13 protein-coding genes are annotated in these 16648 nt (G+C 73.3%); 5 read left to right on the top strand and 8 right to left on the bottom strand.

The window, feature by feature from the left end:
• Positions 1 to 99 precede the first annotated feature (99 nt).
• The 3 genes from V5O40_RS15475 (at position 100) to V5O40_RS15465 (ending at position 4577) form a co-directional block, all read left to right on the top strand.
• The gene (locus V5O40_RS15475) at positions 100 to 2919 is read left to right on the top strand and encodes an SCO7613 C-terminal domain-containing membrane protein (RefSeq protein ID WP_332906079.1); all 2820 of its coding nucleotides are present in this window, start codon (positions 100 to 102) and stop codon (positions 2917 to 2919) included.
• A gap of 219 nt (positions 2920 to 3138) precedes the next feature.
• Positions 3139 to 3429 (top strand): 4a-hydroxytetrahydrobiopterin dehydratase, encoded by a 291-nt coding sequence (locus V5O40_RS15470; protein WP_164447688.1) that lies wholly within the window; start codon positions 3139 to 3141, stop codon positions 3427 to 3429.
• On the top strand, positions 3429 to 4577 hold the full coding sequence (locus tag V5O40_RS15465) for an FHA domain-containing protein (RefSeq protein WP_332906078.1): 1149 nt from the start codon (positions 3429 to 3431) through the stop codon (positions 4575 to 4577). Before V5O40_RS15470 ends, V5O40_RS15465 begins: the two co-directional genes overlap by 1 nt.
• Before the next feature lie 50 nt (positions 4578 to 4627).
• Here V5O40_RS15465 and rocD read toward each other — a convergent pair whose 3' ends face one another.
• From rocD to V5O40_RS15445, 4 genes are all read right to left on the bottom strand, one after another.
• Positions 4628 to 5842, bottom strand: a complete 1215-nt coding sequence (rocD, locus tag V5O40_RS15460; RefSeq protein WP_332906077.1) for an ornithine--oxo-acid transaminase — start codon at positions 5840 to 5842, stop codon at positions 4628 to 4630.
• Positions 5839 to 6654 (bottom strand): dimethylargininase, encoded by an 816-nt coding sequence (gene ddaH / locus V5O40_RS15455; RefSeq protein ID WP_332906081.1) that lies wholly within the window; start codon positions 6652 to 6654, stop codon positions 5839 to 5841. Before ddaH ends, rocD begins: the two co-directional genes overlap by 4 nt.
• Before the next feature lie 361 nt (positions 6655 to 7015).
• Positions 7016 to 7915, bottom strand: a complete 900-nt coding sequence (locus V5O40_RS15450; protein WP_332906076.1) for a DUF308 domain-containing protein — start codon at positions 7913 to 7915, stop codon at positions 7016 to 7018.
• A 229-nt stretch (positions 7916 to 8144) separates the two neighbouring features.
• On the bottom strand, positions 8145 to 8834 hold the full coding sequence (locus V5O40_RS15445; protein ID WP_332906075.1) for an SDR family NAD(P)-dependent oxidoreductase: 690 nt from the start codon (positions 8832 to 8834) through the stop codon (positions 8145 to 8147).
• Between the two features lie 209 nt (positions 8835 to 9043).
• On the opposite strand from V5O40_RS15445, the gene V5O40_RS15440 reads away from it, so the two are divergent.
• Positions 9044 to 9850 carry an Fpg/Nei family DNA glycosylase gene (locus tag V5O40_RS15440; RefSeq protein ID WP_332906074.1) on the top strand — a complete coding sequence of 269 codons (807 nt, stop codon included), beginning with the start codon at positions 9044 to 9046 and terminating at the stop codon, positions 9848 to 9850.
• A gap of 76 nt (positions 9851 to 9926) precedes the next feature.
• On the opposite strand, the gene V5O40_RS15435 is transcribed toward V5O40_RS15440, so the two are convergent.
• From V5O40_RS15435 to V5O40_RS15420, 4 genes are all read right to left on the bottom strand, one after another.
• Entirely contained in the window at positions 9927 to 10799 is an 873-nt protein-coding gene (locus V5O40_RS15435) for an aminoglycoside phosphotransferase family protein (protein ID WP_332906073.1), read from the bottom strand.
• Between the two features lie 42 nt (positions 10800 to 10841).
• Positions 10842 to 12266 (bottom strand): WGR domain-containing protein, encoded by a 1425-nt coding sequence (locus V5O40_RS15430; protein WP_332906072.1) that lies wholly within the window; start codon positions 12264 to 12266, stop codon positions 10842 to 10844.
• 90 nt (positions 12267 to 12356) lie between these two features.
• Positions 12357 to 13727, bottom strand: a complete 1371-nt coding sequence (locus V5O40_RS15425) for an FAD-dependent oxidoreductase (RefSeq protein WP_332906071.1) — start codon at positions 13725 to 13727, stop codon at positions 12357 to 12359.
• Positions 13728 to 13743: 16 nt separating this feature from the next.
• Positions 13744 to 14892 (bottom strand): carboxylate-amine ligase, encoded by a 1149-nt coding sequence (locus tag V5O40_RS15420; RefSeq protein ID WP_332906070.1) that lies wholly within the window; start codon positions 14890 to 14892, stop codon positions 13744 to 13746.
• Between the two features lie 212 nt (positions 14893 to 15104).
• Here V5O40_RS15420 and V5O40_RS15415 point away from each other — a divergent pair, with 212 nt between their 5' ends.
• Positions 15105 to 16529, top strand: coding sequence for a carbohydrate-binding protein (locus V5O40_RS15415; RefSeq protein ID WP_332906069.1), 1425 nt, complete (start codon positions 15105 to 15107; stop codon positions 16527 to 16529).
• Positions 16530 to 16648 lie beyond the last annotated feature (119 nt).

Raw genomic sequence — 16648 nt, 5'->3', positions numbered from 1 at the left:
GTGGGGGGGGGGGGGCCGGGGGGCGCGGGGGGGGGGGGGGCGGGGGGGGGGGGGGGGGGGGGTGGGGGGGGGCCGGGGGGGCCCGCCCCCCCACCGGCGGTGCGGCTGGCCGGGACGCTCCTGGCCTGGGCCTGGTTCGCCGGCTGGCTGCTGCTCGCCGCGGGCTGCGCACTGGTGCCCCTGCTGGTCGGTCGGGCGGCCGGGGTACCGCTGCTCGCCGGCGGGCCGATGCTGCTGGTGGCGCTGACCGCCTTCGGCGCGGCGTTGCTGGCCGGTGGCGGGTCGGTACGGGCGCTGGCGGCCGGCACGCTGGTGCCGGTGCTGGCCGGGGCGGTTCTCCGCCCGGTGGTGGAGCTACGCGCCTCGGTGTGGCTGCTGGTGGCGGCGCTGGTCGCGGCCGGACTGGCCGGTGCGGTACGGCTGCTCCCGCCCGGCTGGCGGCCCGGTCCACGCGTGGGGGCCTTGCTGGTGGCCGGCGGTGGCGGGCTGCTGGCGACGTTGGCGGGACTGCTGCTGGCGGGGGCCGCCGTGGGTCGGTCGTTGCCGCCGTGGCGGGGCGCCACGGCGGGCCCGTTGTTCGCCTGGGGCTGGCAACTGCCGGTGGCGGCGGCGCTGACCTCGGTGGCGGTGGCGGTGCTGCTGCCCCGGGCGGCGCAGTCGGCGGTGCTGACGGCCGGTCTCGCCGCGACCGCGTTCGCCGTGCCGGTGGCCTGGGCCGCGCCGTGGCCGGCGGTCGTCGCGATCGACCTTGCGGTCGGGGTGGTGTTGCTGTTCGCGGCGGTGCTCCGCCCGACACTGCCCACCGTCGCGGTGCTCACCTCGGCCTCGGCCGGTGCGGCACTGCTCGGGCACGGGCTGCTGGTCGGGCTGGCCGACCCGATCGGTGCCGGTACCGCCTGCGCGGTGGTCCTGGCCGTCGGCCTCGGTGTGGCGGTCGCCGGCCGGGGCGGCGACCCGGTGCGGCGGGCGGTGGCTGGTTGCGGGCTGGCTGCCGCGGTGCTCGTGGTACCGGCGGGAACGGCGATCGCGCTGATCGGCGCCGGTGCCCCACCGTGGTGGCAGGCCCGGGGCGCGCTGGCCGCCGTCGCGCTGCCGGCGGTGGCGCTGCTCGCGCTGCGTCGGTCCTGGCCCGAACTGGCCGGGTACGCCGCCAGCGGGCTCGCCGTGGTGGCCGCGCTGACCGGCCTGTCGCCCCTGGCCGTGCCGGGTGCCGAGCGGGTGACGGTGTACGCGGCGGTGGCGACGTTGCTTGTCGCGCTCGCCGGGAGGCGGGCCCGCCCGGTGGGGCTGTTGCCGGTGGCCGGGCTGGGTCTGGCCACGGTGGCGACGGTGGCGGCCCTACCGATGGTGCTGTCCGCCCTGCTGACGCCGTACGGACCGCCGTCCGCACCGTGGTCCGGCGCGCCAGCGACCCGGGCGGCACCGGACGCGCTACCGGTCGGCCTGACCATGGCACTGCTGGCGTTGGCGGCAGCGCTGGCCGTCTGGCCTGCCTCGCGCCCCGGCCCCGAGACACGGCCAGTCGAGGCCGCGCGGGCCGGAGGGCTCGGCGCACAGTCGGGTGCCGTGGGTGGCGCTGCGGGTGCCGGCGCTGGTCCGGGCGGCCGTGGCAGCGGCGACGACGCACGCGCCGCCGGTGGCAGCGGCGACGACGCACGCGCCGCCGGTGCCAGGGGCGCACGTGCCGGTGGTTGGCGGGTGGCTGGTGCGGTGCTGCCCTTCGTGGCCGCCGCCGGCCCGGTGCTGCTGGTCGCCGCCGCCACGCCGTGGCCGGTGGTGCCGGCGGTGGCGCTGCTCGGTGGGGTGGCTCTGCTGCTGACGGTCGCGCTGTCGCGCCCGGGCGGACGGTTCGGTGCGGTGGCCCTGCCGGTCGGTCTGGTGCTGGCGGTTGCCGGGCTGCTCAACCTCCACGCCACCCGGGCGGGCACCCTGGGCGCGCTGGGGCTGTCGGTGGTGGCGGCGACGGTCGTCGGCGTGGCCGCGCGTCGGGTGCCGGTACGCGTACTCGGCTGGCTGGTGGCGGTGGCGGCGGCGACCGGGTTCGCGGTCACCGCACCGCTGGCCGGCGGGCAGCCGCCGCGGGTGGCGGCGTTCGCGGTGCTCGGTGTCGCCGCACTCACCCTCGCGCTCGCCGCGACACTGCCGTCGAGCCGGTGGAAGCCGCCGCGACCGACAGGGCCCCCACCGACTGTTGCGCCGGCGGCGGGGACCACCCGAACGGCGTTCGGGACATCCGCCGCCCCCGCCGCGGGAGTGTTGCTCGGCCGGGTGCTGGACGTCGCCGCACAGGCGGTGGCGCTGCTCGCGCTGCTGCTCACCCTTGGCGCACTCCGGCATGCCGCGACGATCTGCGTGCTGTGGGGCGTCGCGATGGGTGTCCGGCTGTTGCGTCGGGACGAGTCGATCGAGCGGCGCGGGGTCTTCGCCGGTATCGGCGGGGGCAGTGAACTGCTGGCCGTCTGGCTGCTGCTGGCGGCCGGCGGAGTCAGCGTGCTGGAGGCGTACACGGTGCCACTGGCGGCGGTGGCGCTGGTCGCTGGTGCGGTGGGGCTGCGTACCCGTCCGGGACTGAACAGCTGGCTCGCGCTCGGCCCGGGCCTGGCCGCCCTGCTGCTGCCCAGCCTGACCGCCGTGCTGTTCGGCACCGACCCGGACCCTTGGCGGCGGCTGCTGATCGGTGTCGTCGCGCTCGCCGCGACGCTGCTCGGTGCGGTCCGCCGCTGGCAGGCGCCGGTGCTGCTCGGCGGGGGCACGCTGACCTTGCTGGCCCTGTACGAGCTGGTGCGCAGCTGGGATCTGCTGCCCCGGTGGGCCTTCCTGGCCGTCGCCGGGTTGGCGCTGATCGGCTTGGCCACCACCTACGAGCGCCGCCGTCGGGACCTGGTCCGACTGCGGTCCGCCGTCGGCCGCATGAGCTGACCTCCGGCCCACAACCACGCCTCGGGCCAGCGTCTCCCCAACATCGCCGGCATCCGCCACGGACCACGCCGAGGGCGACAAGATCGAGGATTCTGCTGTTCAAACAGCGGCGGAGGCGACAACATCCCTGATGTGGTCGCCTCCGGTGGGTGATCGGTGCGGTGTGGGTGGGTCGCCGCTGGTGGCGGTGGTGCCGACCGGCACCGGTAGGGTCTGGCCATGGCAGAGGTGCTCACCGCCGAGGCGGTGCGAGACGAGCTGGGTGGGCTGGCGGGTTGGTCGGGAGACCCCGCCGGGATCACCCGAACCGTGGAGCTGGTCAGCTTCCTGGACGCCATCGCAGTGGTCGACCGGGTCGCCGCCACGGCAGAGGAACTGGACCACCACCCCGACATCGACATCCGATGGCGCACGGTGACCTTCCGCTGCGTGACCCACTCGGTCGGCGGGGTCACCATGCGTGACATCCGACTGGCCCGGCGGATCGACGAGATCGTGGAGAGTGCCTGATGAGGTTCGAGATCAGCAAGGTGCTGGACGCCATCGAGGGTCGGGTCTGCACCGACCCGCAACTGGCCCGCGCGGTGCTCGACCTGGCGGAGATCATCCGCTACCAGGATCTCGACGGTGGGCGGCCGGCCAGTTCGCTGCGCCTCGGCATGGTCATCGATGCGCTGGCGCGCAGCCTGGAGGAGGACAGCGTCCCGGTCTACGCGGTCGTGCACCGGGGCATGCTCTCCGACGCCGACCTCACCTCCAACGAGCGGATGGTGGTGCGTCGGTGGGCCGACGACGGCCTGGTGGAGGTGCTCGACAACCCCGGTGACCGGATGCTGGAGGTGGCCGACCTGCTCGGCCTGCCGGTGCTCAGCCGGGTCCGCTTCGACGGCCTACGCGGGCGGTTCCCCTGGCTGGTGGAGCAGCCGGGCCGGGTCCTCGCCCCGGTGCCGGGTGCTGGCGGCCCGGTCTTCATCGCCCACGTCGGCGGCGGTCACACCCCGGTCTCCGGCCCGCCCTCACCGGCCGGCGCCAAGCTGCTCTCCCGTGAGTGGCGTTGCCCCGAGTCCGGCTGCACCTTGTTCGGCGGTGCCGGTGGCGGCGGAGCCTTCGCCGACCTGGCCCGGATCGACCGCGCGCCGACCGGGCAGCCGCCGCCGTCGCTGCGCAACGGCGTACCCACCTGCCCCCGGCACGGTGCGCGGCTGCGGGACGCCGGGCCCCGGCCGCGCGGTGAGGTTCTCGCGGTACGCGTCGGTGGCCTGATCCGTCGTCGTTTCGTGCTCACCGAGGACCAGCCGGTGACGATCGGCCGGGCACCGGAGGGCTCCGGCGGCATCATGCTCGGCCAGTGGCTCAACGACGAGGCGCGACGCTGGATCAGCCGCAACCACCTGCGGCTGGAGCTGCGCGGTGCGGACGTCGTGGCGACCGACGTCAGCACCAACGGTTCGGGCGTACGGCCGGGCGGCTCGCTGGCGGAGACGGACCGGCTGGCACTGGCCCCCCAGCAGTCCCGGGTGCTCGGCGCCGGTGACATGGTGGAGCTGTACCCCGGGGTGCAGGTCGGCCGGCCGAACGAGTTCCCGGCGGGAGCGCCGTACAACCCGGACTCGGTGATGTCCGAGGCGCCGACCATGGCGATGCGCCTGCCGCGCTGACGCCGGTGGCGCCGGGCACGTCGGCCCGTCGCCACCGGCGGTACGACAGCTCAGCCGGCCAGTACGGCGGTCAGCTGCGCCACCGCGTGGTCGATCTCCTCCTCGGTGATCACCAGCGGCGGGGCGAGCCGGATGGTCGAGCCGTGCGTGTCCTTGGCCAGCACCCCGCGCTCCATCAGCCGTTCGCAGGCCTCCCGGCCGCTCATCAGCGCCGGGTCGATGTCCAGGCCGGCCCACAGACCTCGGCCGCGTACCGCGACCAGCCCCTGGCCGATCAGGCCGCGCAGACCGGCGTGCAGCCGCTCGCCGAGTGCGGCGGAGCGGCGCTGGAACTCGCCGGTCGCCAGCAGCCGGACCACCTCGGTGGCCACGGCGCAGGCGAGGGGGTTGCCGCCGAAGGTGGAACCGTGCTGGCCGGGCTTGAGTACGCCGAGCACGTCGGTGTCGGCGGCCACCGCGGAGACCGGCACGATGCCCCCGCCGAGCGCCTTGCCCAGCAGGTACATGTCCGGCACGACGCCCTCCTGCTCGCAGGCGAACGTGGCGCCGGTGCGGCCCAGGCCGGACTGGATCTCGTCGGCGATGAACAACACCTCGCGCTCGGTGCACAGCCGCCGTACGCCGGGCAGGTAGCCCTCGGGCGGCACCACCACGCCCTGCTCGCCCTGGATCGGCTCCAGCAGCACGGCGACGGTGTGCTCGTCGATCGCCTCGCTCAGCGCGGCCAGGTCGCCGTAGGGCACGACCCGGAAGCCCGGCGTGTACGGCCCGAAGTCGGCCCGGGCGTCGGAGTCGGTGGAGAAGCTGACGATCGTGGTCGTCCGCCCGTGGAAGTTGCCCTCCGCGACCACGATGTTCGCCTGGCCGGCCGGTACCCCCTTGACCTGGTAGCCCCACTTGCGGGCCACCTTGATGCCGGTCTCCACGGCCTCGGCCCCGGTGTTCATCGGCAGCACCAGGTCCTTGCCGCACAGCGCCGCCAGTTCCCGGCAGAAGTCGGCGAACTGGTCGTGGATGAACGCCCGGCTGGTCAGCGTGAGCCTGTCGAGCTGGGCGTGCGCGGCGGCGATAAGCGTCGGGTGCCGGTGACCGAAGTTCAGCGCCGAGTAGCCGGCCAGGCAGTCCAGGTAGCGGTTGCCGTCCACGTCGGTCACCCAGGCACCCTCGGCCGAGGTGATCACCACCGGCAGCGGGTGGTAGTTGTGCGCGGTGTGCCGCTCCGAGTCCTGCACCGCGGCGGGGGTCCGCAGCATGTCCTCGATCATCGGTCTGCCTTTCCCTGACGGAGTCGCAACGTGCAGCACTTTGGGCCACCGCCGGCCCGACGCAGCTCGGACAGGTCGACGCCGATCGTCTGGTAGCCCCGGTCGCGCAGCTTGGCGGCCAGACCGGTGGCCTGCTCGGGCAGCACCACGTGCCGGCCGTCGCTGACCGCGTTGAGGCCGAGCACCTCCGCGTCGGCCATGGTGGCGTGCACCGCGTCCGGGAAGAGCCGGCGGAGCACGGCCTGGCTGCCCGGCGAGAACGCCTCGGGCAGGTACGCCACGGTGCGTTCGTCGAGCACGGTCAGCGCGGTGTCCAGGTGGTAGAAGCGGGGGTCGACCAGCTGCATGGTGATCACCGGGTACCCGAAGACCTCCTGGAGCTGGGCGTGCGAGGCGTGCGCGGTGCGGAAACCGGTGCCGGCGAGCAGGTGGTCGCCGGCCAGCAGGACGTCGCCCTCGCCCTCGTTCACGTGCTTCGGGTCGTACATCTCGAAGCCGGCGGCCTCGAACCAGGCGCGGTACGCGGGGGCCTCGTCGGCGCGCTGCGGGTCGCGGAACTGCACCGCCATCGCCTTGCCGTCGATCACGGTGCCGCCGTTGGCGGCGAAGACCATGTCGGGCAGCCCCGGTACCGGCGCGATCTCCTCGACGGTGTGGCCCAGGTCGAGGTAGACCTGCCGCAGCCGCTCCCACTGCCGTACGGCGAGGTCGACGTCGACCGGGGCGGTCGGATCCATCCACGGGTTGATCGCGTAGTCGACGGCGAAGTACGTCGGCCGACACATCAGAAACCGTTGGCGGGTGGCGTCCATCGTCATCTGTCCTGCTCCAAGCCTCGGGCGCGCCCGGCCACCGTCGGCCCACGGGCTGGCGCCGTGGCTCAACGGTATGCGGGCAAGACCAGCAGGATCCACCGCGAACCCTTGCATTCAGCGGCAGATCATTGCGTTTGGCACCCGAGTGGTGCAGATTCATTGCGTATGGGTCGTGACCCGACCCGGCGGGCGGCCCACGTCACGGCCCCGAGCCTCCCCGGGCATACGTCAGGGGCGGCGAATCGCCGCCCCTGACGAGCGTGTGCGCCCGGCTGGTGAACCACCAGATCTGATCGGGCTACGGTCGGTTTCGCACCGTCCGGCACCGGTGAACCACCGGCAGGGCGAAAGGTGCCCGCTACAGGCGATCCACAAACTGTGAATCAAGCCACTCGCGGAAGCGGACCACGGTATCCCCGTCGGTGGTCGGCCAGTCGTACTGGCCGGTCATCGCGAGCACGCCCAGCACGACCGCCCCGAGTCCGAAGGCGATGCCCAGCAGCGCGTCGGACTTGCCGGCGACGTGCCGCCGGCGGGTGGCCATCAGTCCGAGCACGGCGAGCACCGCACCGACCGCGCCCAGCGCGATGCCGTACCCGGCGAGGGCGCCGGTGAGCACGAACAGGACGCTGCCGACGCCGACGATCAGGCCGAGCGTGGCCAGCAGGCTGGCCCGGGGTCGCGGGCCAGCCGGTGCCGGCGGCACGTCCCGGCCGGCTGCATCGTCGGCGGTCCGGTCGTCGTCGACACTGCGGTCCCGTTCGACGGTGCCGGCGATCCGGTCCCGGTCGGCACCGCGATCCGCCTCGACGGCCCGATCGCCCGCAGCGGTGCGGTCGAGGTCGGTCAGGTGGCGGCCGTCGATGGTCCGGTCGCGGTCGAGGCTGGTGCTGTTCGGGTCGTCGACGGAACGGTCGCGGTCGGCGGTCCCGGTGGTGGCGGCTCGGGCGCTGCGCGAGCCGTGCACGGTGGAGCGAGCGGTGGCGGCGCGGGCCTCGGCGGCCCGCTCGGCGTCGGACCGGCGACCCGGGTGTTCGTTCTGGCCGCTCGTGGTCGGGCTGGCGGCCCGGTCGGTGGCGGTTCGGCCGGCGATGACGGTGTCGTTGGCCGGGGGTCGGCGGTCGGTGCCGTCCTCGGTGCGGCCCTCGACATCGGATCGCTCGGCGGGGCGGGTGTCGGTGGCGACCGTCCAGGTCCGGTCGTCGTCGGCTGCCGGTGCCGCCGCTTCCTCCCGGCGCAACAGCGAAGGAAACTTCATGGTTCACCTCCTGATCGATTGCGCGGATGGCGGCATCGCCCCGTATTCGCCAACCACGCCACAACACCTCGCAGGTACCCACCCCCCACCCACCCGACACCCCAACCCCACCGCCCCACCTTCGTCGATCTTGCGGTTCTCGTCGCGACAAAGCATGTCAATGGGGCATATCAACGACCATAACTGCAAGATCGACGCAGGGCGGGGGTGGGGGTGGGGGGGTGGGGGATCAGTGGGGGCGGGTGAGGGGGGCGAGGGCCGAGGCGAGGAGGGCGAGGCGGCGGGGGCGGGAGACGCGGACGGGGCGGTTGCGGACACAGTGCGCGAGGACCTCCACGGCCCGGTCGACCGGGAGCATCAGCGGTCGGAACGTGCCCTTGGCCATCTTCGTGTCGACGAATCCGAACCGCACGGTGGTCACGTGCACGCCGTGCCGGCGCAGGGCCGCCGCAAGACCCATCAGGTACGACGACAGCCCCGCCTTCGAACCGGCGTAGCCGGGTGCCTCGCCGGAGACCAGCCGGTCGGCCAGGCTGGAGATCCCGATCAGGTGCCCGTCACCGGCGGCGAGCATCGTCGGCACCACCACGGCGGCGGTGCGTACCGCGCCCATCAGGTTGACCTCGAAGGTGCGTGTCTGCGCGTCCAGGTCGGCCGGGTCGACGGGTTCGCCGATGCCGGCGGCGTAGACGCACAGGTCCACCCCGCCGAGTTCGTCGATCGCCTTACCCAGCACCTCGGGATAGTCGGGCGCGGTGACGTCGACGGTGTGGTGGGCGTACGTGGGGACGATGATCGCGTTGGCCCGCCGGGACAGCCCGGTGACCAGCCAGCCGTCGGCGAGCAGCCGGCGGGTGAACGCCAGTCCGATCCCGTCGCTGTTGCCGATCACCACCGCGCGGCGCATCCGATCCGTCACGACTCACCACCCCATCGAGTCGACGTGCTGCCCGCCGTGCTGGCGGCCCGACCGGCAATTGAACCAGACGTCGGGGGCGATCACTTACCGTCGAGTAGCAAAGCTGCCCGGACCGGTTCGGGGCCGGTGCACGCACCCCGCCGGCCGTCACGATGTGGCGAGGCCCGGCCCGACCGCTGCTCACCGGCCCGCTGGCTACGCTTGGCGCCGTGCCAGAGGGACACACGATTCATCGCCTGGCGGCCCGGCACGCCGAGCTGTTCGCCGGGGACAAGGTGCTGGCCGCCAGCCCCCAGGGCCGCTTCGTCGACGGTGCCGCCCGGATCTCCGGCACGGTGCTGGAAGCCACCGAGGCGTACGGCAAGCACCTGTTGCACCACTACGCCGGTGAGCTGACGCTGCACGTGCACCTCGGCCTCTACGGCAAGGTCACCGACGGTGACGGTGAGCCGCCGGAGCCGGTCGGGCAGATCCGGCTCCGGCTGACCAGTGACCGGCACTGGCTCGACCTGCGCGGGCCGACCGCCTGCGAGCTGCTCAGCCCGCCCGAGGTGGCCGCCCTGCGGGCGCGACTCGGACCGGATCCGCTGCGCGCCGATGCCGATCCGGAGCGGGCGTACGCCCGGATCTCGCGGAGCGTGACGCCGCTCGCGGCGCTGCTGCTGGACCAGACGGTGGTGGCCGGCACCGGTCTGATCTTCGTGACCGAGGCGCTGTTCCGCGCCGGTCTGTCGCCGAGGCTGCCCGGCCGGGAACTGACCCGGGCCGGGTGGGAGGTGCTCTGGGCCGATCTGGTGGAACTGATGACGCTCGCGGTCGGCACCGGCCGGATCGACACCGTCCGCGCCGCCCACCTGCCCGAGGCGATGGGTCGTCCGGCCCGCGTCGACCGCCACGGGGGAGAGGTCTACGTCTACCGCCGCCCCGGCCAGCCCTGCCACGTCTGCCGCACCCCGATCAGCCGAGGCACCATCACCGCCCGCAACCTCTACTGGTGCCCCACCTGCCAGCCCTAACCCGACCCGCGTGGATCTTGGTCCGGAACGGCCCTGCAGGGGGCCGTGCTCGACCAAGATCTGACCGAAACGCGGATCAGTCGAGGAGCCAGCGGACCACTTCGGCGTGGTCGGGGAAGACCCGGTCGCCGTCGATGCTCCAGGCCATCGTCTGACCGATCGTCCAGCCCAGGACCCGGTCCCGGTCCAGCCCCAGCTCGGCGCTGAGCCGGTCCAGCCGGCGACGGACGGCCGCCCGGGAGTGACCCAGCTCGGTGCCGCGCACCATCGCCACCACCGAGAACTCCCGCTCGCCGACCAGCGGCTTCGGGTCGATCACCAGCCACGGCTCGCGTTCGGCGCGCAGCACGTTGGCGGCGTGCAGGTCCTGGTTGACCAGGACCTGCTCGCCCTGGCTGCCGGCCAACCCGTTGAGCTGGTCGAGCGCGACCTCGACCAGCCGCCGCTCGAACGGCCGTCCGGCCCCCTCCCACTTGACCGGCAGCCGGGACGCCCAACCGGCGGCGGCCTCCGCCAACGACAGGAACGGCTGACCGGCCGGTGCCCAGAGGCGGGGGAGCAGCGCCACCACGGCGTCGAGCGCCTCGTCGAGCGGTACCGCGTGCAGCGGGGTTCCGGGGTCGCAGCGCTCCACCAGCAGTGCCCGCAGGCCGGGGTCGTGGGCGAGCAGCCGGACGGCCCCGGCACCGTCCCAGCGGCGCAGCGCGGTCGCCTCGTGCTCGCTCTCCGCGTCGGGAAACTGCACCTTGAGCACCGCCCGGATGCCGTCCGGCAGCTCGGCCGGCACCGCCAGGGAGGCGCAGGCGTACCCGAAGGGCGACCCGAGTCGCAGGGACCAGCGCCGGGCGCAGGTGGCCAGCCGGTCGGGCAGCCCGGCCAACCATTCCGATCCGCCCGGCATGCCGTGCAGCCAGGTCAACCCGTCGGGGACGCGCAGCACGCCGCTCACCGAATCATGATGGCCGAGCCCGGTCGGCCATCACAACGGAGATCAGCGGAGCCGGCGGATGTCGCCGTACGCCCGGTAGAAGCCGCCCCGGCCGGACTCGCGGACCTCGGTGACCAGGTAGCGCGCGCCCGGCTCGCGGATGCCCTTGGGGAACTGCACCGACCAGCCCCGGTGGTAGCCGGTGGAGAGCACGTGCACCCGCAGCCGGCCACCCTGCTCGACGCACTCCACCACCACGCCGTCGCCGGTGTCGCCGACCACCTCGACCTGGGTCACCGCCGCCGGTTCCGGCAGTCGGGCCGGCGCCTTGACGTCGACCACGTCGGGCACGCTGCCCGCCTCCGCGGCCCGGATGGCGGGCTCGCTGGCGTCGATGCAGGCCAGGTGGCCGCTGGTGGTCACCACGTAGAGGCGCTGGTCGTGGTACTGCATGGAGTAGGCCGACCCGCAGCCGGTGCCCAGCTTCCACAACCGGGTGCCGTCGGCGGCGAAACAGTAGATCGAGGACTGGCTGTCCCCGGCGAAGACGTAGCGGCCGTCGGCGGCGGTGGCGCAGGAGAAGACCGGGGCGTCGGCCCGGTAGGTGCGCCGCGCCAACCCGCCGTCCTTGCCGATCCGGACCACCTCGCGGGTGGCGGTGCCGGCGAACACGGCGTCGCGTTCCTGCCAGCCGAAGAGCACCGAGCCGGTGCGGGTGTGCCACAGCTCGCGACCGGTGCGCCAGTCGTAGCCGCTCACTCCGGTCGAGTCGCCGTGGTAGACGGCGTCGGCGTCGCAGCGCACCATCCAGGCCGACCGGCCGCGCCCGGCCCGCCGCCAGAGGAACTCGTCCTCGTGGTCGATGGCGGCGATCCCGCCGTCGGCGTCGGAGACACCAAGCACGCCGTCGTGGATGTCGAGCCAGTAGATGTCGATGTCGGGCACGATCGCGTACGCCACCCGGGGGATCTTGCCGGAGAGGTCGTAGACGTTGCCGTCGTCGCAGCCGGCGTAGATCCAGGCGTCGTCGGCGACGATGCACTTGACCCCGTCGGGCAGGCGGACCTGGTCCACCACCCGGGCATCATGGTCGAGGGTGGTGATCACTCCCCGCTCGTTGCCCACCATGCAGGTGCGTCCGTCGACGAAGATGCCGAAGGCCGGTGCGCCGGAGTCGTACCGCCAGAGCACCGGGGCGGTGCGGGCGGTGGAGCGGGTGCTGACGATCTGTCGCCGGGAGACGGCCCGCTTCTGGCGTACGCCGGGCACGGCCGGGGCGTACCCCTTGCGGATCTTCTCGCCGATCTTCTTCGCCGCGGCGGCCCGCGCCCGGGCGTTGTCGGGGTAGCCGGTGGTCTTCACCTGGCCCTGGTCGCCGATCCGCCCATAGCGCACGGTCATCGTGGTGTCGTCGACCGCCACCTCGTAGAACTTGTGCGCCGCACCGTCCACTTCGGACAGTTCGAGGTAGGTCGTCTCCTGCGACATGTGGTTTCCTCCGAGGGGTTCGCGTCGGCCCTGACCGGGCGGCGCGCACACGCTAACCCCCGGCACCGACAGAATCCCGCCCCGGAGCCGTCAGCGGGCGAGCGCGTCCACGGCCTTGCGGGCGGCGACCAGCACCGGATCCCAGACCGGGGCGTACGGCGGGGCGTAGCCGAGGTCGAGGGCGGTCATGTCGTCCACCGTCATCTTGTTCCACAGCGCCACGGCCAGGGTGTCGATCCGCTTCGCCGCCTCGGACCAGCCGACGATCTGGGCGCCGAGCAGCCGTCCGCTCGGGCGCTCGGCGATCAGCTTGACCGTCATCCGCCGGGCGCCGGGGTAGTAGCCGGCGCGGTTCGTCGACTCCGCGATCACCGAGACGAACTCGAACCCGGCCATCCGCGCCTCGCGTTCCCGCAGCCCGGTGCGCCCCACCTCCAGGTCGCACACCTTGGTCACGGCGGTGCCGATCACCCCCGCGAAGGTGGCGTACCCGCCGCCGATGTTGATCCCGGCCACCCGGCCCTGCTTGTTGGCGTGGGTGCCGAGCGGTACGTGCACCGGCATGCCGCTCACCTTGTGCAGGGTCTCCACGCAGTCCCCGGCGGCCCACACCCCGGGCACCTCGGACACCCGCATCTGGCGGTCCACCCGGATCCCGCCGCTCGGTCCCAGCGGCAGGCCGGCGGCGGCGGCCAGCTCCGTGTTGGGGCTTACGCCGAGACCGAGAACCACCAGGTCGGCCGGGATCGACCCGTCGTCGGTGACCACCTCGCTCACCCGGCCGTCGCGCTCCGCCAGGCCGGTTACCTTCACGCCGGTGCGGATGTCCACGCCCAGCCCGCGCATCGCCTCGGTGACCAGCCGGGCCATGTCGGGGTCGACGGTGGACATCGGCTGCTCGTCGCGCTCGACCAGGGTGACCGACAGCCCACGGCGGACCAGTGCCTCGGCCATCTCGACGCCGATGTAGCCGCCGCCGACCACCACCGCCCGCCGGGGCCGCGGGTCGGCCTCCAGCCAACCGCGCAACGCCGAACCGTCGTCGAGGGTCTGCACCCCGAACACCCCGGCGGCGTCGGTGCGCGCCCAGGCCGGCTTCTTCGGCACCGCCCCGGCGGCGTACATCAGGTTGTCGAACGGTTCGCGGACGTCGCCGCCGCCGTCCAGATCGCGGGCGACCACCTCGCGGCGGTCCAGGTCGATCCCGACCACCTCGTGCCGGATCCGCACGTCGATGGCGTAGTCCTCGCGGTGCGTCCTCGGCGAGCGGGCCACCAGTTGCTCCCGGTCGGTCACCAGGCCACTGATCCAGTACGGGATCCCGCAGGCCGAGTACGAGGTGAAGTGCCCCCGTTCGAACACGACGATCTCCAGGTCGTCCGGGCCCCGGCGGCGGCGCGCCTGGGCGGCGGCCGACATGCCGGCGGCATCCCCACCGATGACGATCAGCCGTTCCGTCACACCGTCACCTCCTTCCTCAGGCCGGGTCCTCGCCCCGGGTCTGGCGTGCCACGTCCGTCACCACATCCTCCAACCGTCCGGTCCGGGCGTACACCGAACGCTGCCGTTGGGCGCCGCTGCCGTGCCGGCGCAGCCCCTCCAACAGGCTGGTCACCTCGGCGAGGTCGCCGTGGCGTTCCAGCGCCGGCCCGAGGCGTCCGACGAGCTGGTGCAGCAGGTCCCAGGCCGGCCGTAGCTCACCGCTGGACAGGTCGACCGCCTCGCCCTCCAACCCGTCGTGGGCGGCCCGCCAGTGCGCGCCGACCAGCAGGTGATGGTCGGTCGGCAGCGGTGGCCGCCCGGCGGCGATGTCGTCGAGCGCGGTCGCCACCAGCCCACGGACCAGCGCGGCGACCAGGACCGCGTCGTCGACGGTCGGGCAGACGTCACCGATGCGCAACTCCACCGTCGGGTACTTGGCGGACAGCCGGGCGTACCAGTAGAGCATCCCCTCGTCGAGCATCACTCCGCTGCTGATCAGCTGCCGGATCAGCCGTTGGTAGTGCTCGTGGTTGACCAGGTAGGGCGTCGGCGCGACCGAGGGCCAGCGTTCCCACTCGATCGACCGCCAGCTGGCGTAGCCGGTGTCCGCCCCTCGGGAGAACGGCGAGTTGGCGGTGACCGCGTGCAGGATCGGCAGCCACGGCCGCACGTGGTTGAGCACCTGTACGCCCGCGTCGGGGTCCGGAATTCCGACGTGGACGTGCATGCCGTTGTTGCCCGGGCCGGGGACCAGCAGCCGGAACCGGGCGAGCATCCGGTCGAAGCGGGGCTTGTCGACCACGGCAGGCACCGGACCGTCGACCGGCCCGGTGCCGATCGCCAGCAGCCGGGTGCCGGCCCGCTCGGCGGCGTCGGCCAGCGAGGCGCGCAGCAGGCCGAGGGAGTGCCGGATCGAGGAGAGTTCCAACCCCGGCGGGCTGCCGATCTCGATCTGGCTGGTCTGGAACTCCCGCTCGACCTGTCCCCGCAGCTCGGCGGGGACCTGCTCCATCACCGCCTCGACAGCGGGTACCGCGACCCCGGTGTCCGGGTCGACGAGCAGGAACTCCTCCTCGACACCCACGGTGAGCAGATCGGTTGCCTCGGCCGAGGAGCCCGGGGCCGGTGCCGCCTGCGTGACCATCACTACCACCGTCCACTTCTGCCGGGCGGTCCGTCCGCACCGGGTCGGCCGGCAATTACCCCCTGTGGTGGCTACGGGAAACTCCGGCCGGTGTGGCGCGGCGTGTCCATCCGCCGGACCGGTCACATCGATCGACATTGACAACTGCGCGAGGGCGACGTACAACTCCTGAGAGAGCGCTCTCTCACCCGTCCCCGCAGAGAGGCACGTCCATGACACCTGCCCCGGCGGCATCCGCCGCCCCGCCTGTGCGACGCCGGCTGCCGCTGGCGTTGGTCCTGCTCACCGCCGTCACCACCGTCCTGGCCGGGCTCGGCACGACCGCGGACGCGGCCGTGCCGCCACCCCCGTCGGGCTGGAGCCTGGTGTGGAGTGACGACTTCACCGGTGCTTCCGGCACCCTCCCGTCCTCCGGAAACTGGATCATCGACACCGGCACCAGCTACCCGGGTGGTCCACCGCAGTGGGGCACCGGCGAGATCCAGACGTACACGAACAGCACCGCGAACGTCAGCCACGACGGTGCCGGCAACCTGCGGATCACCCCGCTGCGCGACAGCGCCGGCCGCTGGACCTCGGCCCGCATCGAGACCGTCCGCAGCAACTTCAAGGCCCCGGCCGGCGGAGTGCTGGCCATCGAGGGCCGCATCCAGATGCCGAACGTCACCGGTGCCGCCGCGTCCGGGTACTGGCCGGCGTTCTGGGCGCTCGGTTCGCCCTACCGGGGCAACTACCAGAACTGGCCGGGCATCGGTGAGTTCGACGTGATGGAGAACGTCAACGGCCTCAACTCGGTCTGGGGCGTACTGCACTGTGGCGTCGCACCGGGCGGCCCGTGCGACGAGTTCAACGGCATCGGCGCCTCCCGAGCCTGCCCCGGCAGCACCTGCCAGTCGGCGTTCCACACCTACCGCTTCGAGTGGGACGCCTCGATCAGCCCGCAGCAACTGCGCTGGTACGTCGACGGGCAGCTCTACCACACGGTCAGCCAGACCCGGGTCGGTGAGCCGTACTGGTCGCAGATGACCAGCCACGCCGGCTACTTCCTGCTGCTGAACGTGGCGATGGGCGGGGCCTTCCCGAACGGGGTCGCCGGCAGCGCCACGCCGACCTCGGCCACCGTGCCCGGCCGGCCGATGCTCGTGGACTACGTCGCGGTCTACAGCCGGGGTGGTGGCAGCAACCCGCCGCCCACCACGCCGCCGCCGACCACCCCGCCGCCGGGCGGCACCCGGGACGCGTACGCGACCATCCAGGCCGAGTCCTTCAACGCCCAGAACGGCGTGATCGTCGAGGCGTGTTCCGAGGGTGGGCAGAACATCGGGGCGCTGCGCAACGGTGACTGGGTCCGCTTCGACAACGTGGAGTTCGGCTCCGGTGGGCCGCGCGACTTCGTGGCCCGGGTCGCCTCCGGCGCGGGCGCCGGCGTCAGCGGTCTGGTGGAGGTACGGGTGGACAGCCCGACCAGCGCACCCATCGGCAGCTTCGCCATCGCCAACACCGGCGGCTGGCAGAGCTGGCGTTCGGTGCCCGGCAACGTCTCCGGGGTGACCGGACGGCGCACCGTCTACCTCACCTTCACCAGTGGCCAGCCCAACGACTTCGTGAACGTCAACTGGTTCCACTTCCGTCGCTGAGGCGTGCGGCGCGGCCCCCGGCATCGCCGCTGGCGGACGGGGGCCGCGCCTTGTCCGGAGGTCGACCCTGGACAGAAACAGTTAACAGTCTTAATAATAGGCGCCAGGTTGACGTCCAT

Origin of the sequence: Micromonospora palythoicola (assembly GCF_036689795.1) — a bacterium.
In the GTDB taxonomy this organism is placed as follows: domain Bacteria; phylum Actinomycetota; class Actinomycetes; order Mycobacteriales; family Micromonosporaceae; genus Micromonospora; species Micromonospora palythoicola.
The sequence above is the reverse complement of the archived record's forward strand: the minus strand, read 5'-3'. Positions and strand labels throughout refer to the sequence as shown.